The sequence below is a fragment of the Streptomyces sp. NPDC019224 genome, assembly GCF_040632605.1.
Classification (GTDB): domain Bacteria; phylum Actinomycetota; class Actinomycetes; order Streptomycetales; family Streptomycetaceae; genus Streptomyces.
On sequence record NZ_JBEYCF010000036.1, the window covers coordinates 22,310 to 49,258 of the forward strand.

A 26,949-nucleotide genomic window follows, 5' to 3' on the forward strand; every position below is an offset into this window, starting at 1 on the left:
CAGCGGGTGGCACGCGCGGCGTCGAGGAGCACGTCGGTGACCATCCCGGGCCGGGAGACGGCCACGGCGTGCGAGGCGTCCGCCCCGGTGGTGCGGGAGCAGGCGCGCCGCGCCGCCCACCGCCGGGCAGCGGGTACGACTGCGGGTTCGCCGTCTCCCCGAGGACGGGACCGGGGACTTCGCGGCCGGCCGGGCGGCGCTCTCGCCCTTGTCCGGGGTGGCCGCGGCGATGCGGACGAGGGCCTTCACGCGGCTGTCGCCCCCTGCGGCACCGCTGGTGACGGCGCCTGCAAAGGAGCGGCCGGCCAGGACGAGGTCGTACGTGTCCTCCGTCAGCCGCGTGCCAGGGGGGTGGCGACGAGGTGCTCCGCCAGGAACCGCACCTGCGCCTCGCCGGTGCGGATGACGTCGGAGACGGGCAGGTCGGTGCTGCCCTCGTCGCCCTCCGCCGAGATCCGGGCGGCGGCGTCCCGCGCGTCGGTCAGGATCCGCTCGTGCGCGTCGAGGAGCCGCGACGGCATGGCGGGGACCGGCTCCACGCCGTCCGGCGTCCGGGGGACGGAGGTCAGCTCCGCGCCGTGGCGCGGGTCTCCGACCGAGACGGCGCCGAGGCTCCGGATCCGCTCGGCCGGCGCGTCCACGAGGGCCGGTTGGGCCTTTGCGTGCTTGTCCAGCATCAGGTGGAGCGAGCAGAAGGCCGCCCCGCGCATGAGCCAGTGGTGCTTCTTGTAGAGGGAGTACCGGATCTGCGTGTCGGCGAGGACGCGGTTCAGCCGCTGGCAGGCGTACCTGCGAGTGTCGTGGCCGAAACCGATCGGCAACTGTTCGAGCGTGCCGAACGTCTGGGTCTCGGCGCCCTTCTGGTGCAGCAGCGGCCGGCCGCCGCCGTGCGGGGGTGCGGTGATCGTGGATTCCATCGATTTCTTCTGGAAGGCGGGAGGACCCGGCCGTCCGGGCGGGGAGGCGGAGCGGCCGGGCCGGTCTGCGCGGCTCGCGGTCAGCGTCCGCCGCGGACGGCGCTCCGCGGCGCCGCCGGGAGCGCCCGGTGCAGTACGAGCCGGGTGAGCAGCCCGCTGCCGCCGCCCGCCGCGAGCGCGAGGGCCGCCCACCACAGCGGGTACGGCGTGAGGCCGAGGGCCGCGTCGAGGGACCAGGCTCCGGGGCCGGTGGCGGCGAGTGCGGCGGCGGTGCCGATGAGGACGAGCGGGTACTCGTAACCGTCGTTCTGCACCCAGAGGCCGTGGGGCCGTTTCACGGTGAGAGCGACGGTCATGACCCCGATGGTCCCGGTGGCGGCGAGCGGGGTCAGGAGGCCGGCGGCGAGCAGCAGACCCGATCCGATCTGGCCACCGCCCGCCGCCAGCGCGGTGAGGGCTCCGCCGCGGAAGCCGTCGGCGCGGAACTCCTCCGCGCCGCCCTCGAGCCCCTTGCCGCCCAGGTGCGAGCTGATCTTCTGCACACCGTGGCCGGCGACGAGCAGTCCCACCAGCAGGCGCAGGATCAGAAGGCCGGTGTCCAAGGAGGTCAGCCGGCCGCGTGCGCGCCGATGACGCTCTGCGCGTACACGACGCCCAGCCCGTAAGCGCCCGCGTGGTCCTTGACGATCTCCATGACCGCGCCGTACGTCTCCTGGCGCGCCCAGTCGCGCTGCAGCTCCAGGAGGACCTGGACCCAGGTCACCGGGACGGCGCCGGCGGCGATCATCCGCTGGATCGCGTGCTCGTGGGCGGCCGGGCTGACGCCGCCGGAGGCGTCGGAGACCACGTACACCTCGTATCCCTGCTCCAGCGCGGAGAGAGCGGGCAGCACCAGGCAGACCTCGGTCCACAGGCCGGCCAGGATGATCTTCTTGCGCCCGGTCGCCCTGACCGCCGCCACGAGCGCCTCGTCCTCCCAGGCGTTCATCGTCGTGCGGTCGATGATCTCGTTCTTGGGGAACACCTCGGCGAGTTGCGGCAGCAGGGGGCCGGAGAACGACTCGGCGGCGACCGTGGTCAGGACGGCGGGCACGTCGAACGCCCGAGCCGCCTTGGCGAGACCCACGGTGCTGTTGATGATCGCGGCGCGGTCGCCGCTGCCGGTGCCGAAGAACATCTGCGGCTGGTGGTCCACGAAGAGCATGACGGCGTTGTCGGGCGTAAGGAGGTCCGCGCTCGGGGCGGCCTGCACCTTGGCGATGTCGAACATGAGGGGGTCCTTTCGGGGAGTCGGTACCGTGCGGTCCACGTCCCGCGGCTGGGTACACCCGAAAACTACGGGCGGTCCGGCCGGCCGACTTTCCTCCCCGTGCCAAGGAGTTGGCCCGACAGCGCACTGCGGCGCCGGGGCCTCGTGCGCCCCTGTGCCGGGCCGCACCGAACGGGCGGGCCGGCTGCCCCGTGCGAGCGGGCCGGTCCCACCCCGGCGGGCGCGGCAGCCGCGGCACTAGCGGCGGTGTCCGCCCGGAGAGGGCCGAGCCCCCCGTGCGGGTACTCCCGGTCCCCTCGTCCGGTGCCGGTGGTCCGCGCTGTTCCCCGGTCTTCACGGGCGTGCGTGCCCTTCGGCGAGGCGGCCGCGGTCCGGTTACCGCCGCTGCCGCACGATGAGGCGCTGGAGGACGATGAAGGCCAGCAGGAGGGCGCCGATGACGATCTTGGTCCACCAGGAGCTGAGGGTTCCCTCGAAGGAGATCAGGGCCTGTACGGTGCCGAGGACCAGCACGCCCGCCGTCGAGCCGGCCACATAGCCCACCCCGCCGGCCAGCAGGGTTCCGCCGATCACGACGGCGGCGATGACGTCCAGTTCCATGCCGACCGCGTGCAGGCCGTAGCCGGAGAGCATGTACAGCGCGAACAGCAGGCCGCCCAGGGCCGAGCAGAAGCCGCTCACCGCGTAGACGCCCACCTTGGCCCGGGTGGTGGGCAGCCCCATCAGCCGCGCCGAGGACTCGCTGCCGCCGACCGCGTAGACGGTGCGGCCGAAGCGGGTGAGGTGGAGGACGTACACCGCCGCGGCCACCACGGCCAGGGCGACGAGCACGCTGTAGGTCACCGTGACGTCGCCGGGCAGGACGAAGGTGCCCGTGGCGAAGTCGCGGAAGGACGTGTCGGTGATGGACACCGATTCGACGCTGATGAGGAAGCACAGGCCCCGCGCCAGGAACATCCCCGCCAGGGTGACGATGAACGGCTGCACGTCGAAGTAGTGGATGACCAGGCCCATCAGCAGGCCGAGGACGGTTCCGGCGACGAGGACGGCGAGTACGGACAGCAGGGGCGGCCAGCCCGCTCGGAGGGTGGACGCGGCGATCATGGTGGACAGCGCGGCGACGGCGCCCACCGAGAGGTCGATGCCGCCGGTGAGGATGACGAAGGTCATGCCGACGGCGAGCACGATGAGGAAGGCGTTGTCGATGAAGAGGTTCGCCACCACCTGTCCGGAGGCGAAGTCCTGGTAGCGCACCGATCCGATCCCGAAGGTCACCACGAACACCACGAGGGTCGCGACGACGGGCAGGAAACGCTGGGGAAGGCGCAGTCGTACGGACGCGAGGGCCGATGTGCTCATCCGGCGGCCACCTTCTGGGATCGGGGGGCGGTGACGGGGGACTTGCGCCGGCCGCCGATGATCCGCGCCGTGCGCGGTGACTGCAGCAGGCATACGGTGATCACCACGACCGCCTTGAACAGCAGGGTGACGTTGGTCGGTACGCCGATGGTGTAGACGGTGGTGGTCAGGGTCTGGATCACGAGCGCGCCGACGAGGGTGCCGGCCAGGGAGTAGCGGCCGCCGGCGAGCGAGGTGCCGCCGATCACGACCGCCAGGATGGCGTCCATCTCGATCCACAGGCCCGCGTTGTTGGCGTCCGCGGCGCTGACGTTGGAGCTGATCATCAGGCCGGCCACGCCCGCGCAGAACGCGGCGAACACGTACACGGTCCAGGTGATCGTGCGGGAGCGCACTCCGGCCAGCTTGCTGGCCTCGGGGTTGGCGCCCACCGCTTCGATCAGCATGCCGAGGGCGGTGCGGCGGGTCAGCAGGGCGACCCCGCCGAGGACCGCGAGGCTGATCAGGATCGCGATCGGCAGGACGAGGAAGCCCGCGCCGATCTGCCGGTACGCCGAGTCGTCGATGGTGACGATCTGGCCTTCCGTGAGCAGCATCGCCCCGCCGCGTCCGGCCGTCATCAGGACGAGGGTCGCGATGATCGGCTGGATGCCGAGGACGGAGACCAGGAAGCCGTTCCACAGCCCGAGCAGCACGCACACGCCCAGGGCGAGGAGAACGGCGCTCGGCACGTCTCCGCCGTCGGCGATCCAGGTGCAGCCGATGGCGCCGGCGATCGCGGCGACGGCACCCACGGACAGGTCGATGCCGCGGGTGGCGATCACCAGGGTCATGCCCACCGCGATGAGCATGGTCGGGGCGCCGTTGCGCAGGATGTCGACGAGGCTTCCGTACAAGTGGCCGTCCTGGATGCGCAGTTCCAGGAAGGAGTGCGTGAAGACGACGTTGAGCACGAGGAGGCCGGCGAGCGCGATCAGCGGCCACAGCAGACGTCCGCGGATCACGAGGCCACCGCCGCACCGCTGTGGGCGTCGGCCGCGATGGCCGACATGACGGAGTCCACGGCCACGTCGTCGCCGGACAGTTCGGCCACCTTGTGCCGGTCACGCAGGACCACGACCCGGTCGGACACCCGTACCACCTCCTCCAGTTCGGCGGAGATGAACAGCACCGCCATGCCCTCGGCCGCCAGTTCGGCGACCACTTTCTGAATCTGCGCCTTGGCGCCGACGTCGATGCCGCGGGTGGGCTCGTCGAGGATGAGGAGCCGGGGCCGGGTCACCAGCCACCGGGCCAGCAGGACCTTCTGCTGGTTGCCTCCCGACAGGTTGCCCATCACGGCGTCGGGATCGGCCGGCCGGATGTCCAGCCGCTCGATGTACTCGGCCACCATCGCCTCGGCGGTACGGCGGGGCACCGGCCGCGCCCAGCCCCGGGACGCCTGGGTGGCGAGGATCAGGTTGTCGCGGACACTCAGGTCCGCGACGACTCCCTCGGCCTTGCGGTCCTCCGAGCAGAAGGCGACGCCCTTGGCGATGAGCGAGCGCGGCCCTCGGGGCCGGACCGTCTCGCCGCCCACGGAGAGCGTGCCCTTGTCGGCACGGTCGGCGCCGCACAGCAGCCGGGCGAGTTCGGTCCGGCCGGACCCCAGCAGGCCGGCGAGACCGACGACTTCGCCCTCGTGGATCTCCAGGTCGAACGGCTCGACCGCACCGGCCCGGCCGAGGCCGCGGGCGACCAGGACGGGGGTGCTGCCCGGTGCCCGCTCCTCCGAGCGGCGCTCGACCTCGGACAGCACGCCGAGCTCGCGGCCCAGCATCGCCGACACCAGCGCCATGCGGTCGAGGTCCCGGGGCAGGTACTCCCCCACGAGCGTGCCGTTGCGCAGCACCGTCATCCGGTCCGACAGTTCGTATACCTGGTCGAGGAAGTGCGAGACGAACAGGATCGCCACGCCTTCGTCCCGCAGGACCCGCACGATCCGGAACAGTTCCTCGACCTCGTCGCTGTCGAGACTGGAGGTCGGTTCGTCCAGGACCAGCACCCGGGCGTCCACCACCAGCGCCCGGGCGATCGCCACCAGTTGCTGTACGGCGATGGAATGGCTGCTCAGTACGGAGGCCGGGTCGATGGTCAGACCGATCCGGGCCAGGAGTTCCCCGGCGCGGGCCCGCATGGCCCGGCCGTCGATGGCGCCCAGCCTGCGCGGTTCGTGGCCGAGCAGGATGTTCTCGGCCACCGACAGGTTCGGGCAGAGGTTGACCTCCTGGTAGACGGTGCTGATCCCGGCGTCCTGCGCCTGGCCCGGGGTGGTGAACTCCACCGGCTCGCCCTTCAGCCGGATGGTTCCGGCCGTCGGCCGGTAGACCCCGGTGAGGGCCTTGATCAGAGTGGACTTGCCCGCGCCGTTCTCACCCATGAGTGCGTGCACTTCACCGGGGAACAGGCGGAAGTCGACGCCGGCGAGCGCCTTGATACCGGCGAACTCGACGGTGATACCGCGCATGTCGACGACCGGGCTGGCGCCGGCCGCTGAGGAATCGGTCATGACCCGTGCTTTCGTCAAGGGGGGAGCGGCCCCGCCACCCCCCGGTGGCGGGCCCGCGGCACCTGTCAGTACTTCCGGTCCTTGAGGACCTCGGCCGCCTGCTCCGAGGTGAAGGCGCTCTCCTCGGTGACCACGCGCTCCGGGACGTCCTCGCCCTTGACGACCTTCTTCGCCAGATCCATCAGCTGGTCACCGAGCAGGGGGTTGCACTCGACGATGTAGTTGATCTCGCCGTCCGCCAGGGCCTGCATGCCGGCCTTGACCGCGTCCACCGTGATGATCTTGATGTCGGTGCCGGGCTTCTTGCCCGCCGCCTTGATCGCCTCGATGGCGCCGAGGCCCATGTCGTCGTTGTGGGCGTACACCACGTTGATGCCGGGGTGCGACTTCAGCAGCGCCTCCATGACCTGCTTGCCGCCCGCCCGGGTGAAGTCGCCGCTCTGCGAGGCGACGATCTTGATGTCGGACTTGCCGGCGATGGCCTCCTTGAAGCCCTTCTGCCGGTCGATGGCCGGGGCGGCGCCGGTGGTGCCCTGGATCTCCGCGACCTCGGCGGGGCCGTTCGCGTTCTCGGTCAGCCACTTGCCGGCCTTGCGGCCCTCCTCGACGAAGTCGGAGCCGAGGAACGTCTTGTACAGGGAGGTGTCCGAGGAGTCGACGGCCCGGTCCGTCAGGATCACCGGGATCTTCGCGCGCTTGGCCTCCAGCAGGACGGCGTCCCAGCCCGTCTCCACGACCGGGCTGAAGGCGATCACGTCGACCTTCTGCTGGATGTAGGAGCGGATGGCCTTGATCTGGTTCTCCTGCTTCTGCTGCGCGTCGGAGAACTTCAGCTCGACGCCGGCGCTCTTGGCGGACTCCCGGACCGACTTGGTGTTGGCGGTACGCCAGCCGCTCTCCGCGCCCACCTGGGCGAAGCCCATCACCAGCTTGCCGTCGCCGGAGGCCTTGGATCCGCCGCCGTCTCCGCTCCCGCAGGCCGTCAGCGTGGCCAGCGCAAGGGCGCAGCCGACCAGGGCAATCTTCTTGAACACAGCGTCGTCCTCCATCGTGAACCGTGCGTCCCTGCCGCCGACCTCATGTGATCGGGGCCACGGGCGTCCACAGTGAGCGTTAACATTTATCGCGTCAACCCCTGGGAGAAACCCAATTCAGCATTGGCGCAGACTTGTTGTGGACGAGAGTGTTAGCGCTCACTATGGACCCGTGGTCCGGCTGGGACCGGCCGGGGCGGGGCGTGGTCCGCCCGCACCACGGGGGCCGTATCCCGGCCGGGGCGTAGATTGAACGTTCCATGCGGATCACCCGTGTCTCCGGCGGCAGCCGGAGCGGGGCGGCCACTGTCAGAAGGAGATGGGTGTGGAGGACGCCACGGCGACGAGTCCAGTGGTGCGGGAGCCGGCGATGACCGACGTCGCACGGCTCGCGGGCGTGTCCCATCAGACGGTGTCCCGGGTGCTCAACAGCCACCCCAACGTGCGCGAGCAGACCCGGCTGAGGGTGCTCGCGGCCGTCAAGGAGCTGGGCTACCGGCCCAACCGCGCGGCGCGCGCCCTGGTGACCGGTCGGTCCCAGCTGATCGGCGTGATCGCCCAGAACTCCACGCTCTACGGCCCGTCCTCGCTCCTGGCCGCGTTCGAGATCGCCGCCGCCCGCCAGGGGTTCGCGGTGAGCGTGCACCGGGTGCCCGAACTGGGCCCGTCCTCGATCACCGCCGCCGTCGAGCGCCACCGCGACGAGCGTGTGGCCGGGATCGTGGTCATCGCCCCCACGGCCTCGGCGGACGCGGCGCTGGCCGGGGTGCCCGCCGAGGTCCCCCTCGTCACGATCGACGGCGACCCCGAACGCGGTGCGCCGATGGTGTCCGTCGACCAGGAGCACGGCGCCTACCAGGCCACGAAGCACCTGCTGGAGGCGGGCCACGAGACGGTGTGGCACATCTCCGGCCCGCCGGACTGGTTCGACGCGGCCGGCCGCATCAACGGGTGGCGCAGGGCACTGCAGGAGGCGGGCGCGGAGGTCCCCCCGGTCAGCACGGGCGACTGGTCCGCCGCTTCCGGGTACCGCGCGGGGCAGATGCTGGCGCGCATGCCCGACGTCACCGCGGTGTTCGCCGCCAACGACCACCAGGCCCTCGGCGCCCTGCGGGCCATGACCGAGCGGGGGCGTTCGGTCCCGGACCAGGTCAGCATCGTGGGGTTCGACGACGTGCCCGAGGCGGCGTACTACTCGCCTCCGCTGACGACCGTGCGCCAGGACTTCGGCGCGGTGGCCACCACGACGCTCGACCTCCTGCTCGGCCTGATGAACGGCACCGGCGCGAAGAGCGCCCAGCCCGTCATCACCCCCGAGCTCGTCCGGCGCGAGAGCGTGCGGGCGCCCCTCGGCCACTGACCCGGACACCCGGCGTGGCCGACGATCCGTGCCGCACGTATCGATGTGAGCGCGCACATCCCCCCTACCGACGGGCTCCAGGGCCCGGGGCTCGCACGTGCGACGGCCGGTGCCCGGGCCCGCACGCGGTACGGGCCCGGGGGGAGTGAGCCCGCCCCCGTGTTCCAGCGGCCCTAGGACCAGGAAGAGTTGCCGTAGTAGGCGTCCGGGCCGTGCTTACGGGTGAAGTGGCGGTCCAGTACGTGCTGCGGGGGTTCGACCGTGCCCAGGGCGATGGTGTGCAGGGCCATCTCGGCCACCGCCTCGCAGACGATGGCGTGCTCCAGGGACTTGGTGGCGTCGGCGCCCCACGTGAAGGGGCCGTGGTGGGCGACCAGGGCGCCGGGCACCTCCCTGGCCCGGGTGTCGTCGCGCTCCAGGAGGTCCACGATGACCTGCCCGGTGTTGTACTCGTAGTCCGTGGCGCACTGCTCGGGCGTGAGGGGGGCGGTCACGGGGACGGGCCCGTTGAAGGTGTCGGCGTGGGTCGTGCCGAGCACCGGTATCGCGCGCCGGGCCTGGGCGAAGGCGACGGCGTGGGTGGAGTGGGTGTGGGTCACCCCGCCGATCGAGGGGAAGGCCAGGTAGAGGCTGCGATGGGTCTCGGTGTCGGTGGAGGGGCGCAGCCGGCCCTCCACGACGCTGCCGTCGGCCAGCGAGACGACGACGAGGTCCTCGGGGCCCAGCGCGTCGTAGGAGACCCCCGACGGCTTGATGACGAAGACGCCGGCCGCGCGGTCGACCCCGCTCACGTTGCCCCAGGTGAGGGTGGCGAGCCCGGCCCCGGGGATGCGGAGGTTGGCTTCGAGTACTTCTCGGCGCAGCTCTTTCGATACGGTCCCGGCCACGGTGGGCTCCGTCCTGGTGGAGGTGTCGGCGGCGGTCACAGGCTCTGGGCCAGACGGTGGTAGGCCTGGTTCCAGCGCAGTTCGCGGGTGAAGCGCCGGATGGTGGTCTCCTCGTCGATGACGACGAGTTCGGTGCGCAGCATCTCGGCGAGGTCCTCCAGCTCCTCGCCGCCGAGTGCGGTGGTGAGCACGGTGTGGTGCGGCGCTCCGGCCGTCAGCCACGCCTCGGTGGAGGTACGCAGGTCGGGCCTGGGCCGCCAGACGGCGCGGGCCACGGGCAGCGCGGGCAGCGGCTCGGGCGGGGTGACGACGTCGATGTGGTTGGCGACGAGGCGGAACCGGTCGCCCATGTCGGCGAGACCGACGACGACGGCCGGGCCGGGGGCCGCGTCGAAGACGAGCCGGACCGGGTCCTCCCGGCCGCCGATGGAGAGCGGGTGGATCTCGCAGCTGGGGGTCGCCGTGGTGAGCGAGGGGCAGACCTCCAGCATGTGGGCGCCGAGAATGAGTTCCTGACCGGGTGTCAGGTCGTAGGTGTAGTCCTCCATGAAGGAGGTGCCGCCCGGCTGCCCGTGCGCCATGGCCTTGAGGGTGCGCAGCAGGACCGAGGTCTTCCAGTCGCCCTCGCCGCCGAAACCGTAGCCGTCCGCCATCAGGCGCTGCACGGCGAGACCGGGCAGCTGGCGCAGTCCGCCGAGGTCCTCGAAGTTCGTGGTGAAGGCGTGGAAGCCGCCCTGGGTGAGGAAGGCCCGCAGACCGGCCTCGATGCGGGCGGCGTAGCGGAGGGAGGCGTGGCGTTCGCCGCCGGGCCGCAGTTCGGGGGCCAGCGCGTAGAGGTCCTGGTATTCCTTGACGAGCGCCGTGACGGTGTCCTCGTCGGCGGCGTCGACCGCGGCGACGAGGTCGTTGACGCCGTAGGTGTTGACCGAGACCCCGAACCGCAGTTGGGCCTCGACCTTGTCGCCCTCGGTGACGGCGACGTCGCGCATGTTGTCGCCGAAGCGGGCGAGCTTGAGGCCGGACAGTTCGGCGCGGCCCAGGGCGGCGCGCGCCCAGCCGGCGATGCGGTCGACGACCTCGGGGGTGGTGACATGGCCGGCCACGGTCTTGCGGGGGACGCCGAGACGGGTCTGCACGAAGCCGAACTCGCGGTCGCCGTGGGCGGCCTGGTTCAGGTTCATGAAGTCCATGTCGATGGTGGACCAGGGCAGTCGGCGGTTTGCCTGGGTGTGCAGGTGCAGCAGCGGCTTGCTGAGCGCGTCCAGGCCGGCGATCCACATCTTGGCCGGTGAGAAGGTGTGCATCCAGGCGATGAGGCCGATGCAGCGGTCGTCGGCGTTCGCCTCCAGGCAGACCCTGCGGATGGCGGCCGCGTCGGTGAGGACCGGCTTCCATACGAGGCGCACCGTCATCTGCGGCTGCCCCGCGAGGGTGTCGCGGATGACCCGTGACTGGTCGGCGACCTGGGCCAGGGTCTCGTCCCCGTAGAGGGACTGGCTGCCGGTGAGAAACCAGATCTCGCGGTCGGGCTGGGCGAGCGTCATGTCGGGTGTGCTCCTCGGAGGTGCGGGAAGGTGCGGGAAGGCGTCGGAGGGGGAAGGCCGGATCTCCTGCCGGAGGGGCCGCCTCGTGTCCTAAGGGGTTCCGGGTCAAGCGGTTCCGGGCCGGGCGCGGCACGGCGCTCGGTCGGTGCGCGGTCGTGCCGGGCGCGGCACGGCGTTCGGTCGGTGCGCGGTCGTGCCGGGCGCGGCACGGCGCTCGGTCGGTGCGCGGTCGTGCCGGGTGCGGCACGGCGTTCGGTCAGGGCGCGGCCGTGCCGCGCGCGGCGTTGCGGATCCGTCTCAGCCGGTGCAGGAGGAGGTCGGCGCCGGTGCCGAAGTAGTCGTGCAGGGCGCGGTATTCGGCGAACAGCGCGTCGTAGGCGTCCGCCCGGGCGGGGTCGGGGGTGTACGCGTGCCGCTGGACGCTCCCCATCGCGGCGGCGGCGGACCGGACGTCCGGGTGGGCGCCCGCGGCCACGGCGGCGTGGATGGCCGAGCCGAGCGCGGGCCCCTGCTCGGAGGTGCCGAGGGAGACGGGGCGGCGGAGGACGTCGGCGTAGATCTGCATGAGCAGGGCGTTCTTCTTCAGTCCGCCGGTGACGATGAACTCCTCGACGGGGACCCCGCCGGCCTCGAACGCCTCGACGATCACCCGGGTGCCGTAGGCGGTGGATTCGAGCAGGGCCAGGTAGACGTCCTCGGGGCGGGTGTCGAGGGTGAGCCCGGCGACGACTCCGGAGAGGTGGTGGTCGACCAGGGTGGAGCGGTTGCCGTTCATCCAGTCCAGGGCGATCAGGCCGTGGGCGCCGACCGGCCGGCCGGTCGCCTTGCGGGTGAGGAGCTGGTGCAGGTCCTCACCGGCGTTCGCGGCCTCGGTGCGGTAGTCGTCCGGTACGCCCTGGCGGAGCCACCAGGCGAAGATGTCGCCCACCGCGCTCTGCCCGGCTTCGTAGCCGTAGGCACCGGCCACGATGCCGCCCTCGACGACCCCGCAGATGCCGGGGACGTCGGCGAGGGTGGCGCCGTTGAGGACGTGGCAGGTGGAGGTGCCCATGATGGCGAGCAGCCGGCCGTTCTCGACGGCTCCGGCGGCGGGGGCGGCCACGTGCGCGTCGACGTTGCCCGCGGCCACGGCGATGCCCTCGGGCAGGCCGGTCCACCCCGCGGCACGGCTGCTCAGCCCGCCGACGCGGGAGCCCAGGGCCGACAGCGGGTGCTCCAGGCGGGTGGCGGGGAAGTCCGCGAAGTCCGGGTGGAGATGACCGAGGAAGCCGGGCGAGGGGTAGGCCCCGTCCTGGTGGATGCCCTTGTAGCCGGCGGTGCAGGCGTTGCGCGACTCGGCACCGGTCAGCTGCCAGACGATCCAGTCGGCCGCCTCGATCCAGCGGGCGCAGGCCGCGTAGACCTCGGGATCCTCCTCCAGCACCTGGAGGGCCTTGGCGAACTGCCACTCGGAGGAGATCTTTCCCCCGTAGCGGGCGATCCACTTCTCGCCCCGGGCGTGCGCGAGGGCGTTGATGCGGTCGGCCTGCTCCTGGGCGGCGTGGTGCTTCCACAGTTTCGGCCAGGCGTGCGGGTGGCCGGACCATTCGGGCAGCAGGGCGAGCGGGATGCCCTCCGCGGTGGCCGGCAGGACCGTGCACGCGGTGAAGTCGGTGGCGATGCCGATGACCTGGGCCGGGTCGACCCCGGCGGCCGCGACCGCCGCCGGGACCGCGGTACGGAGCACGTCGCGCCAGTCCTCGGGGTGCTGCAACGCCCAGTCGGGGCACAGCGGTACGCCGGTGAGCGGGAGGCGGTCCTCGATGACGGCGTGGCGGTAGTCGTGGACCGCCGAGCCGAGTTCGGCGCCGTCCCGGACCCTGACCACCACGGCCCGCCCGGAAAGGGTGCCGAAGTCCACTCCGACCGTGCAGGCCTCGGGACGGTGACGATCGACGGAGTCGGAATGGGCGTGTGGGGTCACGATGAGGTCTCTCTCGTCATGGGCAGGGGGGCGGCAATACACCCCTCTTGATTGTTAGCGCTCACAATTAGTTTGGGCAAGGGCGGCGTGCACTTTTGTCGTTCCCCGTCGGCCCGGCAACGGTGCCGCCCCCCACCCGCCACGGGAGCTCCCGCCACCGCACAAGGACGCCCGCGTCCTCGGAAGCGCGGACGAACAAGCCTGTGGCAAAACGGACTCGGCGCAAGAGAACTTGTGAACAACCGGACCGCGCACCGACCGGCCCCCTGGATGCGCCATGGTTGTCTCCCTTTTCTCCGCTTACGGCCGCGCCGGCGCAAGAAAAAGCCCGATGACCTCTTGTCCCCATGGATGCGAGCGCTAACAATCTAGCTCGACCCCGGCCGCCGAACCCGGCCGCCCCAACCTCGGAACGACGCCTTCCGGTGGCGCCCGGACATGTGCCGCCCCGCCCGCCGTTCCGGACAGAGCCCCACTCGCGACGACGGGATTGCCAGGTAACGCCCATGAAGAACTTCCGAGCCGCGTCCGCCCTCGTGGCGGTGACCACCGGTTGCGCCCTGCTCCTCACCGCCTGCGGGCAGAACAGCGAGGGGGGAAGCCAGGAGGAGAAGGACAAGAAGGACCTCACCATCGGCATCGCCATGCCCACCAAGTCCTCCGAGAGGTGGATCGCCGACGGCAGGAACATGACCGCGAGCCTGAAGAAGGCCGGGTTCGCCACCACCCTGCAGTACGGGGAGGACGACCCCGACCAGCAGGTCGCCCAGATCGAGAACATGATCACGCAAGGCGTCGACGCGCTGGTCGTGGCCGCCATCAACGGCGAGGCCCTGTCCAACGTCCTGCAGCAGGCGGCGGACGCGGACATCCCGGTGATCTCCTACGACCGGCTCATCCTGGGCTCCCCGCACGTCGACTACTACGCCTCCTTCGACAACGAGAAGGTCGGCGAGCTGCAGGCCACGTACATCGTCGACAAGCTGGGACTGAAGGACGGCTCGAAGAAGGGCCCCTTCAACATCGAGCTGTTCGCCGGGTCCAACGACGACAACAACACCAAGTACTTCTTCAACGGCGCCATGAAGGTGCTGAAGCCCTACTTCGACAAGAAGCAGCTGGTCGTACGTTCCCGGCAGACCCGGCTCAACCAGGTCACCACGCTGCGCTGGGACGGCGGCACCGCGCAGAAGCGCATGGACGACCTGCTGACCTCCTCGTACTCCACCGCGCGGGTCGACGCCGTGCTCTCCCCCTACGACGGCATCTCCATCGGCATCCTGTCCGCCCTGAAGTCCGACGACTACGGAAGCGCCGCGAAGCCGCTCCCGGTCGTCACCGGCCAGGACGCGGAGGTCGCCTCCGTGAAGTCGATCATCGCGGGCCAGCAGACCCAGACCGTCTACAAGGACACCCGCGCTCTGGCCCAGGTCGCGGCGGACATGGTGGCCGCGGTCCTCGACGGCGAGAAGCCCGAGATCAACGACGACTCCACCTACGACAACGGCAAGAAGGTCGTTCCCGCCTTCCTGCTCGACCCGGTCAGCGTCGACAAGTCGAACTACCGGAAGATCCTGGTCGACTCCGGCTACATCAACGCCAAGGAGCTCGGGTGACTCCCGGCGCGCCCCGCTCCCCCGGCGTTCCCGCCCCGTCCGGCCCGGTCCTCGAAATGCGCTCCATCGTCAAGACGTTCCCCGGCGTCAGGGCGCTCTCCGAGGTGACCCTGTCCGTGCGGAGCGGCGAGGTGCACGCCCTGTGCGGGGAGAACGGTGCCGGCAAGTCGACGCTCATGAAGGTCCTCTCCGGCGTCCACCCGTACGGCTCCTACGAGGGCGAGATCCTTTTCGACGGCGAACCGTGCCGCTTCAAGGACATCAGGGCCAGCGAGCAGCGCGGCATCGTCATCATCCACCAGGAACTCGCCCTCGTCCCCCATCTGTCGATCGCCGAGAACGTCTTCCTGGGCAACGAGCCGGCCCGGCGCGGGATCATCGACTGGCGCGAGTCGCTGCGCCGCGCCTCCGCCCTGCTCAGGCGGGTCGGTCTCGACGACCATCCCGAGACCAGGGTCGCCGACATCGGTGTCGGCAAGCAGCAGCTCGTGGAGATCGCGAAGGCGCTGGCGAAGAACGTCCGGCTGCTGATCCTCGACGAGCCCACCGCCGCGCTCAACGACGAGGACAGCGCGAAGCTGCTGCAGCTGATGCGGGAGTTGAAGGACCAGGGCATCACCTCGATCATCATCTCGCACAAGCTGAACGAGATCGCCCGGATCGCCGACTCCGTCACCATCCTGCGGGACGGGCGGTCCATCGAGACCCTGAACGTCAACGACCCGGCCACCACCGAGGAACGCGTCATCCGCGGCATGGTGGGGCGGGACCTCGACAGCCGCTTCCCCGACCGCACTCCCTACACGGGTGAGGCCGACGCCCGCCCCGCTCTGGAGATCAGGGACTGGACGGTGCGCCACCCGCTCGACCGCAGCCGCAAGGCCGTCGACGGGGTCTCGCTCCAGGTCCGCCGTGGGGAGATCGTGGGCATCGCCGGACTCATGGGCGCCGGCCGGACCGAACTCGCGATGAGCGTCTTCGGGCGCTCCTACGGCCACTACGAGCGGGGTTCCGTCCTCAAGGACGGTCGCGAGGTACGCACCCGCACGGTTCCCGAGGCGGTCGCCCACGGCATCGCGTACGTGACCGAGGACCGCAAGCACTACGGTCTCGACCTCGGGGACTCCGTGAGCCGGAACATCTCGCTCGCCTCCCTCGGCGCCCTCGCCCGGCGCGGTGTCGTCGACGGCCACGAGGAACGCAAGGTGGCCGAACGGTACCGGCGGACCATGGACATCAGGACTCCGAACGTCCTCGAACCGGTGGGCCGCCTCTCCGGCGGCAACCAGCAGAAGGTCGTCCTCAGCAAGTGGATCCTCACCGGACCGGACGTCCTCATCCTGGACGAGCCCACGCGCGGCGTCGACGTGGGAGCCAAGTTCGAGATCTACACCGTGATCGACCGGCTCGCCGCCGAGGGCAAGGCGATCCTCTTCATCTCCTCCGAGCTGCCCGAACTGCTCGGCATGTGCGACCGCGTCTACACCATGGCCGCCGGGCGGCTGACCGGCGAGGTCACCCGCGAGGCCGCCACCCAGGAAGTGCTGATGCGGCACATGACCCAGGACACCCCCGTACCCCCGGCGGCCACCGCGGGCACCACCCCCACCGAAGGACAGCAGGCATGAGCTCCGACGTCAGCACCCCCACGAAGGCCACCCCACCCTCGGGCCGGGGCGGGGCCCCGCCGACGGGAGCCCCGGTCGTCCGGGTGCTCCTGGACGGCGTACGGCGGAACATGCGCCAGTACGGAATGCTCTTCGCGCTCGGTCTGATCGTGCTCCTGTTCCAGATCTGGACGGGAGGCGACCTCCTGCTGCCGCGCAACGTCTCCAACCTGGTGCTGCAGAACAGCTACATCCTCATCCTGGCCATCGGCATGATGATCGTCATCATCTCCGGGCACATCGACCTGTCGGTGGGCTCCCTGATGGCCCTGGTCGGAGGCGTCGGGGCGGTGCTCATGGTCGAGCACCACCTCGCCTGGCCCGTAGCGGTGATCCTCACCCTGCTGCTGGGGGCCGTCGCGGGGGCGCTCCAGGGCTTCTTCATCGCGTACGTCGGCATTCCCTCGTTCATCGTGACCCTGGCGGGCATGCTGCTGTTCCGCGGGCTGACGGAGATCTTCCTCAAGGGCCAGACGCTCGGCCCGTTCCCGGAGGGCATGCAGAGGGTCGCCAACGGCTTCCTGCCGGAGGTGGGGCCGGAGACGAACTACCACAACATCACCCTGCTCCTGGGCCTGGGGCTGGCCGCGTACGTGGTGTTCCAGGAGCTGCGGGACCGCCGGCGCCAACGCGAGTTCACGCTGGAGACCCTCCCCACGGGCCTGTTCGCGCTGAAGGTGACGGCACTGGTCGCCGCCGTTCTGGTCACGACCCTGCTGCTGGCCAGCTACAAGGGCGCGCCCGTGGTCCTGCTGATCCTGGCGGTGCTGCTGGTCGGATTCGGCTACGTCATGCGCAACGCGGTGATCGGGCGCCATGTGTACGCGATCGGGGGAAACCTGCCCGCCGCGAAACTGTCCGGGGTCAAGGACCGGAAGGTGACCTTCGCGGTCTTCCTCAACATGGGGATGCTCGCGGCGCTGGCCGGACTGGTCTTCGCGGCGCGCTTCAACGCGGCTTCGCCGAAGGCGGGGGTGAACTTCGAACTGGAGGCCATCGCCGCCGCGTTCATCGGCGGGGCGTCGATGAGCGGGGGCGTGGGCACCGTGCTGGGAGCCATCATCGGCGGTCTGGTCCTCGGTGTGCTCAACAACGGCATGAACCTGGTCGGGGTGGGCACCGACTGGCAGCAGGTCATCAAGGGCCTGGTACTGCTGGCGGCGGTCGGCTTCGACGTGTGGAACAAGCGGAGGGCGGGCGCCTGACCGCCCTCCGCCGGCATGGCCGTGCCCGCCGGTGCGTCTGCCGGCGGGCACGGCCATGCCGGTGATCCCGGTCCGCTCCGCGTCGGGCCGCGGTGAACTCACCCGGCCGAGCTGTGCGCCGTACGGGGAGGGGTCCGGCTGCCACTCCTCCGGCTCCCAGTCGCGGAGCAGGCCGGACAGCTTCCCGTCCCCGTCGATCCGCAGGGCCTCCGCCGGGATGCGGTGGTACAGAGGGAGGACCAGGTCGCCGGCCGGGCCCCGGGCGGCCGCCCCGGCAGTTCCGGCGCCCTCGGCGATGGGCGCGGGGATGCGGGCGGGGTGGGCGCCGTCGGCGATGGGCGCGGGCGCGTCGAAGTCGGGCGCGGAGGCCGTCGCGGCGCGGAAGGCCGCGGACCACTCGTCGATGAGCCGCAGCAGACCGGCGAAGTCATGAGGTGGGGTCACCCGGACCGCCTGTCACCAGGATCCATCCGCCGGACACCGGTTCACGCGCCCCCGTTCAAAATTTTGCCCAGCCTGCAAAATTGCATAGCATGCACCTTCATGAGCGACGACCCGCCCCTGGGGCTGCGTGAACGCAAGAAGCGCGCCACGCGTGACGCCCTGGCGGGCGAGGCCCTGCGCATGGCCGCCGACCGCGGCTTCGAGCATGTGACCGTGGAAGCGGTCACCGACGCCGTCGGGGTCTCCGTGCGCACGTTCTTCAACTACTTCCCGTGCCTGGAGGACGCCATCACGCGTTCCGGCCAGGAGAACGCCGAACGGACCCGCCGGGCCGTGCTCAACGCCCCGGAGCACCTGACCGCGCTCGAAGCCCTCAGCGAGGCCATCGCCCAGGAACTCGCCTCCATCGAGGAGGACCACGAGCGCTGGGAACTCCAGACGGCGGTCCTGAGGAAGAGCCCGGCCCTGCTCCCCCACTTCCTGGCCGCCCGGGGCGCCGACGAGACGGCCATGGTCGCCGTCGTCGCCGAACGCCTCGGCCAGGACCCCGAGACCGACCTCTACCCCCGGCTCCTCGCGCACGTGGCCCTGGCCGCCGTGCGCGCCGCGGTCGAGGTCTGGGTGGCCACGGGCCGTACACGTACCTTCCAGAGCCTGTACCGCGAGGCGTTCGCCTCCCTGGCCGCCGGCCTGAAGGCCTGAGCGCGCCCGGCGTACCCCGCCGGTCCGCTCACCATCCCCGCACCACCGCTCCGCACGGAACCACTGACCGCGGAGCCAGTCACCAGAGAATGAGGAACGTCAGCCGATGACCGCTGCCGTCACACCCGAAACCGGCGCCGCCGGTGCGACCGAGGGGGCCGCGTCAGGCATGACGCGCCGCCAGATACTCCAGGCCATGTCGGGCCTGATGGCCGGCATGTTCGTGGCCATCCTGGCCTCCACGGTCGTCTCCAACGCCCTGCCCAGGATCATCGCCGACCTGCACGGCACCCAGTCCTCGTACACCTGGGTCGTCACGGCCGAACTCCTCGCCATGACGGCGACCGTGCCGATCTGGGGCAAGCTCTCCGACCTGTACGACAAGAAGCTCCTCATCCAGCTCTCCCTGTCGATGTTCATCGTCGGCTCGCTCGTCGCCGGCTTCTCGCACAGCGTCGGACTGCTCATCGTCAGCCGCGTCGTGCAGGGCATCGGGGCGGGCGGTCTCACCGCGCTCGCGCAGGTCGTGATGGCGGCGGTCATCCCGCCGCGCGAACTCGGCCGCTACTCCGGCATCTTCGGCGCCGTCTTCGCCGTCGGCACGGTCGCCGGCCCGCTCATCGGCGGGGTGCTCGTGGACACCTCCTGGCTGGGCTGGCGCTGGTGCTTCTTCATCGGCGTGCCGTTCGCACTGCTCGCGATCGTGCTGCTCCAGCTGACCCTGAAGCTGCCGACGATCCGCCGGGAAGTGAAGATCGACTACGTCGGCGCCGTCCTCATCATGAGCGGCGTCAGCTCGCTGCTGCTGTGGGTGACCCTCGCCGGCAACAACTTCGACTGGGCGTCCTGGCAGACCGCCGCGCTCGTCACCGCCGGCGTGGTGCTGCTGGCCGCCGCGGTGTGGGTCGAGTCGCGGGTCCAGGAACCGATCATCCCGCTGGACATCTTCCGCAACCGCACGGTGGCGCTGACGACGGTGGCGAGCCTGCTGGTCGGCGTGGCCATGTTCGGCGGCACGGTGTTCCTCTCCCAGTACTTCCAGATCTCGCTGGGCAAGTCCCCGACGACCGCGGGCCTGATGAGCCTGCCGATGATCCTCGGTCTGATGATCTCGACGACCGTGGCCGGCCAGATCATCTCCGCCCGGGGCAAGTGGAAGGGCTTCCTCATCGCGGGCGGCATCATCATGACCGCGGGCATGGGCCTGCTGTCCACGATCGGCGCCGACTCGTCGTTCGGCCTGCTCAGCGTCTACATGGTGGTCCTCGGTGTCGGCGTCGGCATGCTGATGCAGAACCTCGTGCTGGCCGCCCAGAACGACGTGCCCGCCTCCGAACTCGGCGCGGCCACCTCGGTCCTGTCGTTCTTCCGCAGTCTCGGCGGCGCCATCGGTACGAGCGCGCTGGGCGCCGTCCTCGGCCACCGGGTGGCCGAGGAGCTGGAGAAGGGCTTCGGCGGGGCGGCCGGCGGCGGCACCGGCGGCGGTGTCCCCGACCTCAGCAAGCTGCCCGCGCCGGCGCGGGAGATCGTCGAGAACGCGTACGGCGTCGCCACCGCCGATGTCTTCCTGATCGGTGCCCCGTTCGCGTTCCTGGCGCTGATCGCGGTGCTGTTCATCAAGGAGAAGCCGCTGCGCACCCAGAGCGGCATGGAGCGCCTCGCGGAGGAGACGGCGGCGGCACAGGCCGCCGCGACTCCCACGCACTGATCCCCGCTCCGGGGCCCGTCCTCCCCCACGCCGGGGGCGGGCGGGCCCCGGACTGCGTGGGGGCCACGTCACCTGTCATGGTGCCGAGATGACACCCCCTCCGGCACGGCCCCCTCCTCTACGCGTGCCGTCGACGCCGGACGGTTCGCCCGTACCCGGCGCTTCTCGCTGGGGGGTGGCCCGGCAGTTCACCGTCTCCCCTCCCCCGACGGCTCGCTGATCGCGTACGTCACCGGCGGCGCGCCGCGTACGGTACGGGCCGGATCGACGCCCTGCACGCGGCGGCCGCGGCCCGCCCGGAACTGGACACGACCCGGATGGCGAGGCGGGGCTGGTCGTTCAGCGGCTACCTCGCGGCGGCCGCCGTGCTCCGGCACCCCGAGGTCTTCCACGCCGCGGTGGCGGGCGCCGCTCCGGCGGACCGGCGGCTCTACGACACCCACGGGGAGGAGCGGTTCCTCGGCCACCCGGACGTGCTGCCGGAGAACTACGCGCGCAATTCGCTGCTGGAGGAGGCCGCGTCCCTGACCCGGCCGCTGATGCTGGTGCACGGGCTCGGCGACGACAACGCGGCCGTGGCGCACACGCCGCGCCTGTCGGCGGCCCCGCTCGCCGCCCGCACACCGTGCTGCCGCTGTCGGGGGCCGGACACCTGGTGGGCCTGGACCGCACGGCGAGCGGACTGCTGCTGGAGCGGGACTTCCTGCGCAGCTCCCTGGGGCTCTGACCACCGTACGGCGCCGGGGGCGGTCAGCGCTCCTGCCGCTTCTCCAGGGGGTCGTCCAGCTCCCGGCCCGCCGCGCGCAGGGCCGCGACCGCCGCCCGGAGTGACGGCCGCCGGTCCGCGTCCGTCCGCCACACGGCGTGGACGTGCCGCCGCATCTTCTGGCGCACCGGTACCAGCCGCACCCCGTCCGGCACCGGCCCCCGCCCCAGCCGGGGCGCCACGCACACCCCCATCCCGGCGGCGATCAGCGCGAGCTGGGTGTGGTGCTCGCCCGCGAGGTGCGCGATGCGCGGCTCGATGCCTTTCGAGCGGAGCGTGAACACCAGCCACTCGTAACAGAATTCGCCCTCGGGCCAGGACACCCAGTCGTCGTCGGCGAAGTCCTCCAGGTCCACTTCGGACCGTCCCGCGAGCGGGTGGTCCGCCGGCATCGCGATGTCGGGGGCGTCGTCGAGCAGTTCCGCCCGGGTCAGTCCGCCGGGCACCGGGAGCCGCTTGTTGCTCCAGTCCAGGACCACCGCCAGATCGATGTCGCCCCTGAGCACCGCCCGGATGCCGTCCTCGGGCTCCATCTCCAGGGTGCGCACCCGCAGTTCGGGGTGGCCGGCGCGCAGGGCGAGCAGCGTCGTGGGGAAGAGGCCGCGCGCCGCCGTCGGGAACGCGCCGAGCCGGATCTCGCCCACCACCTCGCCGCGCTGGGCCTCGATGTCGGCCTGGGCGAGCTCCACCTGCGAGAGGATGCGCGCCGCGTGGTCGGCGAGCAGCCGCCCCGCGTCGGTGAGCCGCACCCCGCGACCGTTCCTGGCGAGGAGCTGCTGGCCCACCTCGCGCTCCAGCTTCGCCATCTGCTGCGAGACGGCCGACGTCGTGACGTGCAGCCCCTCGGCGGCACCGCTGACCGAACCGAGCCTGGCCAGGGCGTCCAGGGTACGCAGGCGCTCCAGGTTCAACATGTAAGCGATGCTACGCGAAGCGGCACACAAAATCTCACTTGTACTACGAGGTGAACGCGGCCATCGTGGTCCTCATGAGCGCCCCGACCGCACCGCGACCCGCCACCGAGTCGTCCGCCTCCCCGGCCGCACCGCCCGAGGCAACGGCCACCACCGCCGCTTCCGCCACGACTCCCGCCCACCGCCCCGCCCTGGACTGGCGGCTGCGCTTCGCGGCGCTCTCGCTCATCTGGGGCTTCAGCTTCCTCCTGATCAAGGTCGGCACCGACGCGTACGCCCCGTTCCAGGTGACCTTCGGGCGGCTCCTGTCGGGCACCGCCGTCCTGGCGGTGGTGATGGCGGCGAAGCGGGAGCGGCTGCCGCGCTCCGCCCGCACCTGGGGCCATCTGGCCGTGGCGGCGTTCTTCCTCAACGCCCTGCCGTTCTCCCTGTTCGCCTACGCCGAGCTGAGCATCCCGTCGACGCTGGCGGGCATCTGCAACGCGACTTCGCCGCTGTGGGGCATGGCACTGTCACTCGTCGCCCTCTCGGAGGACCGGCCGACCAGGCGCCGCGTCGCCGGCCTCGGGCTCGGCTTCCTCGGGGTCCTGACGGTGCTGGGTGCCTGGCAGGGCTTCTCCGGGCTGGACTTCAGCGGGACGGCCATGGCTCTCCTGGCGTCGCTGAGCTACCCGGTCGGCTGGATCCACGTACGCCGGACGCTGGCGGGCAGCGATGCGTCGACCCTCGCTCTCACCGGCAGCCAGCTCTTCCTGGGCACCCTGCAACTCGCGCTGGTCACACCGCTGTTCACCGCCTTCCCCGGCAGCTTCCCGCTGCTGCCCACGCTGGCCGTGGTCGCGCTCGGGGCGCTGGGCACCGGGCTGGCGGTGCTGCTCCAGTACGGCCTGGTCACGGAGGTCGGACCGACGACCGCGCAGATGGTCACCTACTTCATCCCGGTCATCGCCACGGCTGCCGGAGTGGCCGTGCTCGGCGAGGAGTTGAGCTGGAACACCCCCGTCGGCGCGCTCGTCGTCCTGGCCGGTGCCGCCCTCACCCAGAGCAGGCGGCGCGGCCGAAGGGCCGCGCCGCGCCCGTGAGGCCCCTGCCGACCGGCCTCCGCGCTCACCCGTAGCTCAGCGGCCTCGCCGGTCCCGCCGCCTGCGCCACCGCGTCGGCCAGCGGCCCGATGTCGGCGTCGGTGAGCGGGGACACGGTGAGCCGGACCGCCTGGGGCGCCGAGATGCGGAACCGGGCCCCGGGCGCCACCGCCCAGCCCGCCTGCAGGAGCCGGGCCACCGCTCCCGTCTCGTCGCTCACCGGCACCCACACGTTCATCCCGCTGCGGCCGTGCGCCTCGACTCCCCGCTCCGCCAGCGCCCGCACGAGGGCGTCCCGGCGGCGGGCGTAGGACCGGGCCACCTGGCGGGGGTCCACGGAGCCGGTGCTCCACAGGTGCACCACGGTCCGCTGCAGCAGCCGGCTGACCCAGCCGGGGCCCAGCCGCTGGCGCCCGGACACCCGGTCGACCGTGACGGTGTCCCCGGTCAGCACCGCGACCCGCAGGTCCGGCCCGTACGCCTTGGCGACCGAGCGGACGAACGCCCAGTGGTCCGTCACACCGGCCAGCGGGTGCAGCGGCAGGTCGACGATGGCGTGCCCGTGGTCGTCCTCGATGAGCAGGACCTCCGGATGGCCGGCGAGGACGGCCCGCAGTTCCGCCGCACGTACCTCGGAGACCGCCGCCCCCGTCGGGTTCTGCGCCCGGTCCGTGACGACGACGGCCCGCGCGCCCGCCCGCAGCGCCGCCTCGAGCGCGTCCGGCAGCGGCCCCTCGTCGTCGAGCGCCACGGACACGGGACGCATGCCCAGCGCGGGCACCAGGTCCAGCAGTCCGCCCCACCCGGGGTCCTCGACGGCGACCAGGTCACCGGGCCTGAGATGGGCGACGAGGACCCGCTCGATCGCGTCGAGCGAGCCGGAAGCGGCGGCCACCGGCCCGGCCGGGACCCCGTCGGCGTCCATGGCGGCGCGCGCGAGCGCGGCGAACTCCGGGTCGACGGGCGCCTCCCCGTACAGGCCCGGCTCGCGCGCGTACCGCTCGGCGACCGCCGCGAACGCCTCGCCGAGGCGCGGCAGCAGTGCCGGATCGGGGCTGCCGTCGCCCAGGTCCCGTACACCCTCCGGCGCCTCGACCCGCATCGAACCGCGCGCGGTGCTCGCGGGGCGCGGCCTGATCCGGCTGCCCCGGCGGCCGGCGGTCTCGATCACCCCGCGCTCGCGCAGGATGCGGTAGGCCGCCGCAACGGTGTTGGGGTTCACCTCCAACCGAGCCGCCAACTCCCGCATCGGAGGCAGGACCTGGCCGGGCGCCAGCTCCCCGGAACCGACCCCGCGCTCGACACTGGCGGCGATTTCCTGTGCGCGCCGCCCACTGATCCGATACTCTCCTAGCACAAACAACAGTATGCACTAGTGCAATGGAGGCCGCAATGCCGGAGACCGCACCCCAGCAGACCACGTCCCCGGATGCCTCGTCCGGCTACGAGCCGACGGACCGCACGACCCCCACCCGGTCGCGCGAGCGGGCCGCGTACGACCGGGAGACGGTCCACTCGATACTCGACGACGCCTACCTCTGCCACCTCGGCTTCGTGCGCGACGGCGCACCGGTCGTGCTGCCGACGCTCTTCGGCCGGGTCGGCGAGCGGCTCTACGTCCACGGCTCGACCGGCTCGCGGCCGTTGCGGGCGGCCGGCGGCAGCGACGAGGGGCTGCCCGTGTGCCTGACGGTGACGCACGTCGACGGCCTGGTGCTGGCCCGCTCCGCCTTCCACCACTCGCTCAACTACCGTTCCGTGGTCGTCCACGGCACCGCACACCCGGTGACCGACCCCGAGGAGCGGCGCATCGCCCTGGACGCGATCGTGGACCAGGTGGTGCCGGGACGTTCGAAGGACGCGCGCCCGGCCGATGCCAGGGAGCTGGCCGCCACGGCCGTCATCCGGCTGGACCTGCGGGAGGTCTCCGCCAAGATCCGCACGGGCGGACCGAACGACGATCCCCGGGACGTCGCTCTGCCGCACTGGGCCGGCGTCGTCCCGGTCGCCCCCGCCTTCGGCACGCCGGTCCCGGCGGACGACCTGGACCCGTCGATCGAGGTCCCGGCCTACCTGAACGCGCCCTGACCAGGAGCGGTCCGGCATTGATCCGGTGGTGGGTCGCGGAGAGCTGACGGATGCGGCGCGGGAGCGGATGACGCCGCCGCTGCCGGGTGTTTTCACCGCCCGGACCGACGAGTACGAAGGTGAGGGCCTGGGTGTCCGTCGCCACGTACCTGACCTCGCACACCACGTCCGCGTCGGCCGACAGCCAAAACCGCGTGCAGAGCGGCCCGGCCGGCAGGCCGAGAACCTCCAGGATGCGCCCGGCCGGCAGCTTCACCTGTTCCCCGCGACGTCCAACGCCCCTCGAAGCCCGGCACCGGGTGTTCGACGGTCAACCCGGCCCGGGCCAAGTGGCCGGCGACCGAGCGGGACCTGCTGCCGCGGCACTAGCATGATCAGATTCAGACAGGGGGGGTCCAGTGAGAGCGATACCGACCATGGCGAAGGCGGCCTCGGCGTGCCTGTTCGTGGGCGTCACCGTGACCGGCTGCACCGACGACGGCAGCGCGATGAAGGGATCGTCCGCCGAGCAGATGCTCGACGATGCGAACGCCGTGATGCGCGGTCTGACGTCGGTGACCATCAAGACGGTCACCAAGAAGAACGGGGGCGATGTCACGTCCACCCGGCTGTCGACGGATCTCAAGGCCACGTGCGCGTTCACGATGACCTCTTCCACGGGAGCCGGGCTGGAACAGATCCGGACCGACGGGACGGACTACGTGCGCCCGAACCGGGCCTATCTCGAGGAGTCGGGCTACGACGTGGCGGGCACGGGGCAGCAGGACCTGTGGGCGAAGACGCCGGCCGACACGGCGCAGCCGGGAGACGGACTCGCGGGGTGCACACAGGAGTTCGCCTCGTTCGGTGAGGTCTCCGAGGGCGGACCGGCCGAGGTCGACGGCGCTCCGGCGATGGTGCTGAAGGTGGCCGACGGGACGGACAAGGGCGGCTCCTTCGCCTTCTACGTGGCCACCGAGGGCAAGCCGTACCTCCTCAAGGTCGTCTACGAGGGCGAGGAGGTCTCCACCACCACCTCGTTCAGCGCCTTCGACGAGCCGCTCGACGTGCATGTCCCGGACGCCGACGAGGTGGTGGACCCGGCGGCCGTCGACTGGGACGAGGGCCTCGGCTGAGACGAGGTCTTCGCTGCCGGGCCCCTGGGAGGGCCCGGCAGCGCGACCGGAAGGCACTGGCTCTCTCCCCCACGGGACGCCGTCCGGCCACGCCCCGCCGTCCCCCTCGAAGCGCGGGGGGACGGCTGTTTCGGTCAACCAGCCGGCTCAGCCTCCGCAGCCGCTGACCGAGAGGGAGGACACCGCGTTGTCGTAGAGGAACAGAAGTTCCTGCTTCGCGCCCGCCGGGATGCTGAAGTAGCGGCCGTTGTAGTCGGCATCGGTCCAGATGCAGACCTGATCGTCGCTGAGGTTCCACACCGAGCTTACCCGGTCGTTCCACGCCCACGTGATGTAGGGGGTGTCCACGGGATCGATCTGCAGCATGTCCCCGGTGTTGTTGTGGCCGTCGAAGAGGTAGATCTTGCCTCCCATATAGGCGTCCCTGGGGTCGGCCGACGCGGCTCCCGGAGCCGTCAGTACGGCGGTGGAGGCGATGGCAGCCGCGACCACCGCGGTTTTGAGCGTCAGCTTCATGAACATCCTTTTCCGTCGTTGCCCGGGGAAGCACGGCCGTGGTCGCCGCGTCCCACTGTCGCGTGTCGAGGGCATCCGCCCGTAAGAGGGTCCCCGCGCGCGTGTGGTTCACCGGGATGACGTCGCGGCCGTCTCCGGAAGAGGTGCCGCAAACGGAAACCCTTGCGGATGAGCGGGATCAGGCCGAGGTGGAGGCCGGCATCAGCGAGTGCGGGATCGTCCGGGCTCACCGTCCCCAGGCGTG

Annotated in this window: 22 protein-coding genes and 1 pseudogene; 10 read left to right on the forward strand and 13 right to left on the reverse strand. The window is 71.5% G+C overall.

The window, feature by feature from the left end; all coding sequences use genetic code 11:
• Positions 1–332: 332 nt before the first annotated feature.
• The 7 genes from ABZ564_RS22050 to ABZ564_RS22080 form a co-directional block, all read right to left on the reverse strand.
• Positions 333–917, reverse strand: a complete 585-nt coding sequence (locus ABZ564_RS22050) for a DNA starvation/stationary phase protection protein (protein WP_360859007.1) — start codon at positions 915–917, stop codon at positions 333–335.
• 80 nt (positions 918–997) lie between these two features.
• On the reverse strand, positions 998–1,519 hold the full coding sequence (locus ABZ564_RS22055) for a DoxX family membrane protein (protein ID WP_360859010.1): 522 nt from the start codon (positions 1,517–1,519) through the stop codon (positions 998–1,000).
• Positions 1,520–1,524: 5 nt separating this feature from the next.
• Complete coding sequence (locus tag ABZ564_RS22060) at positions 1,525–2,187, reverse strand: hydrolase (RefSeq protein ID WP_360859012.1); 663 nt, start codon at positions 2,185–2,187, stop codon at positions 1,525–1,527.
• Positions 2,188–2,562: 375 nt separating this feature from the next.
• Entirely contained in the window at positions 2,563–3,546 is a 984-nt protein-coding gene (yjfF, locus tag ABZ564_RS22065; RefSeq protein ID WP_360859015.1) for a galactofuranose ABC transporter, permease protein YjfF, read from the reverse strand.
• A complete protein-coding gene (locus ABZ564_RS22070; RefSeq protein WP_360859018.1) occupies positions 3,543–4,550 on the reverse strand; it encodes an ABC transporter permease in 1,008 nt (335 codons plus the stop codon). The genes yjfF and ABZ564_RS22070 overlap by 4 nt, the downstream gene beginning before the upstream one ends.
• Positions 4,547–6,094, reverse strand: a complete 1,548-nt coding sequence (locus ABZ564_RS22075) for a sugar ABC transporter ATP-binding protein (RefSeq protein ID WP_360859021.1) — start codon at positions 6,092–6,094, stop codon at positions 4,547–4,549. The genes ABZ564_RS22070 and ABZ564_RS22075 overlap by 4 nt, the downstream gene beginning before the upstream one ends.
• Before the next feature lie 65 nt (positions 6,095–6,159).
• Positions 6,160–7,110, reverse strand: coding sequence for an ABC transporter substrate-binding protein (locus ABZ564_RS22080; RefSeq protein WP_360859135.1), 951 nt, complete (start codon positions 7,108–7,110; stop codon positions 6,160–6,162).
• A 388-nt stretch (positions 7,111–7,498) separates the two neighbouring features.
• Here ABZ564_RS22080 and ABZ564_RS22085 point away from each other — a divergent pair, with 388 nt between their 5' ends.
• Entirely contained in the window at positions 7,499–8,488 is a 990-nt protein-coding gene (locus ABZ564_RS22085) for a LacI family DNA-binding transcriptional regulator (RefSeq protein WP_360859024.1), read from the forward strand.
• A 173-nt stretch (positions 8,489–8,661) separates the two neighbouring features.
• On the opposite strand, the gene araD is transcribed toward ABZ564_RS22085, so the two are convergent.
• The 3 genes from araD to araB all read right to left on the reverse strand — a co-directional run bounded on the left by araD (position 8,662) and on the right by araB (position 12,882).
• A complete protein-coding gene (gene araD / locus ABZ564_RS22090) occupies positions 8,662–9,375 on the reverse strand; it encodes an L-ribulose-5-phosphate 4-epimerase AraD (protein ID WP_360859027.1) in 714 nt (237 codons plus the stop codon).
• Positions 9,376–9,410: 35 nt separating this feature from the next.
• Positions 9,411–10,919, reverse strand: coding sequence for an L-arabinose isomerase (gene araA, locus ABZ564_RS22095; RefSeq protein WP_360859030.1), 1,509 nt, complete (start codon positions 10,917–10,919; stop codon positions 9,411–9,413).
• A gap of 256 nt (positions 10,920–11,175) precedes the next feature.
• Positions 11,176–12,882, reverse strand: a complete 1,707-nt coding sequence (araB, locus tag ABZ564_RS22100) for a ribulokinase (RefSeq protein ID WP_360859033.1) — start codon at positions 12,880–12,882, stop codon at positions 11,176–11,178.
• 506 nt (positions 12,883–13,388) lie between these two features.
• Between araB and chvE the strand changes: the two genes are divergently transcribed.
• The 6 genes and pseudogenes from chvE to ABZ564_RS22130 form a co-directional block, all read left to right on the forward strand.
• Positions 13,389–14,498 carry a multiple monosaccharide ABC transporter substrate-binding protein gene (gene chvE / locus ABZ564_RS22105; RefSeq protein ID WP_360859036.1) on the forward strand — a complete coding sequence of 370 codons (1,110 nt, stop codon included), beginning with the start codon at positions 13,389–13,391 and terminating at the stop codon, positions 14,496–14,498.
• A 56-nt stretch (positions 14,499–14,554) separates the two neighbouring features.
• Positions 14,555–16,126: a multiple monosaccharide ABC transporter ATP-binding protein gene (mmsA, locus tag ABZ564_RS22110; protein WP_360859138.1), complete on the forward strand. Its 1,572-nt coding sequence runs from the start codon at positions 14,555–14,557 to the stop codon at positions 16,124–16,126.
• The gene (mmsB, locus tag ABZ564_RS22115) at positions 16,123–17,370 is read left to right on the forward strand and encodes a multiple monosaccharide ABC transporter permease (RefSeq protein WP_360859039.1); all 1,248 of its coding nucleotides are present in this window, start codon (positions 16,123–16,125) and stop codon (positions 17,368–17,370) included. The genes mmsA and mmsB overlap by 4 nt, the downstream gene beginning before the upstream one ends.
• A 543-nt stretch (positions 17,371–17,913) precedes the next feature.
• Entirely contained in the window at positions 17,914–18,516 is a 603-nt protein-coding gene (locus ABZ564_RS22120; RefSeq protein WP_360859042.1) for a TetR family transcriptional regulator, read from the forward strand.
• A gap of 106 nt (positions 18,517–18,622) precedes the next feature.
• Positions 18,623–20,224: an MDR family MFS transporter gene (locus tag ABZ564_RS22125; protein ID WP_360859045.1), complete on the forward strand. Its 1,602-nt coding sequence runs from the start codon at positions 18,623–18,625 to the stop codon at positions 20,222–20,224.
• Between the two features lie 260 nt (positions 20,225–20,484).
• A pseudogene (locus ABZ564_RS22130) lies at positions 20,485–20,951 on the forward strand (prolyl oligopeptidase family serine peptidase); the annotation flags it as partial.
• Between the two features lie 23 nt (positions 20,952–20,974).
• Here the strand turns inward: ABZ564_RS22130 and ABZ564_RS22135 are convergent.
• Positions 20,975–21,904 (reverse strand): LysR family transcriptional regulator, encoded by a 930-nt coding sequence (locus tag ABZ564_RS22135; protein ID WP_360859048.1) that lies wholly within the window; start codon positions 21,902–21,904, stop codon positions 20,975–20,977.
• Positions 21,905–21,942: 38 nt separating this feature from the next.
• On the opposite strand from ABZ564_RS22135, the gene ABZ564_RS22140 reads away from it, so the two are divergent.
• Positions 21,943–22,986, forward strand: a complete 1,044-nt coding sequence (locus ABZ564_RS22140) for a DMT family transporter (protein ID WP_360859051.1) — start codon at positions 21,943–21,945, stop codon at positions 22,984–22,986.
• Between the two features lie 25 nt (positions 22,987–23,011).
• Here ABZ564_RS22140 and ABZ564_RS22145 read toward each other — a convergent pair whose 3' ends face one another.
• Positions 23,012–24,343, reverse strand: a complete 1,332-nt coding sequence (locus tag ABZ564_RS22145; protein ID WP_360859054.1) for an aminotransferase class I/II-fold pyridoxal phosphate-dependent enzyme — start codon at positions 24,341–24,343, stop codon at positions 23,012–23,014.
• A gap of 35 nt (positions 24,344–24,378) precedes the next feature.
• Between ABZ564_RS22145 and ABZ564_RS22150 the strand changes: the two genes are divergently transcribed.
• The gene (locus tag ABZ564_RS22150; RefSeq protein ID WP_360859057.1) at positions 24,379–25,074 is read left to right on the forward strand and encodes a pyridoxamine 5'-phosphate oxidase family protein; all 696 of its coding nucleotides are present in this window, start codon (positions 24,379–24,381) and stop codon (positions 25,072–25,074) included.
• A 398-nt stretch (positions 25,075–25,472) separates the two neighbouring features.
• Positions 25,473–26,189 (forward strand): hypothetical protein, encoded by a 717-nt coding sequence (locus ABZ564_RS22155; RefSeq protein WP_360859060.1) that lies wholly within the window; start codon positions 25,473–25,475, stop codon positions 26,187–26,189.
• Positions 26,190–26,336: 147 nt separating this feature from the next.
• On the opposite strand, the gene ABZ564_RS22160 is transcribed toward ABZ564_RS22155, so the two are convergent.
• Positions 26,337–26,705 carry a peptidase inhibitor family I36 protein gene (locus tag ABZ564_RS22160; protein ID WP_360859063.1) on the reverse strand — a complete coding sequence of 123 codons (369 nt, stop codon included), beginning with the start codon at positions 26,703–26,705 and terminating at the stop codon, positions 26,337–26,339.
• Between the last annotated feature and the right edge of the window lie 244 nt (positions 26,706–26,949).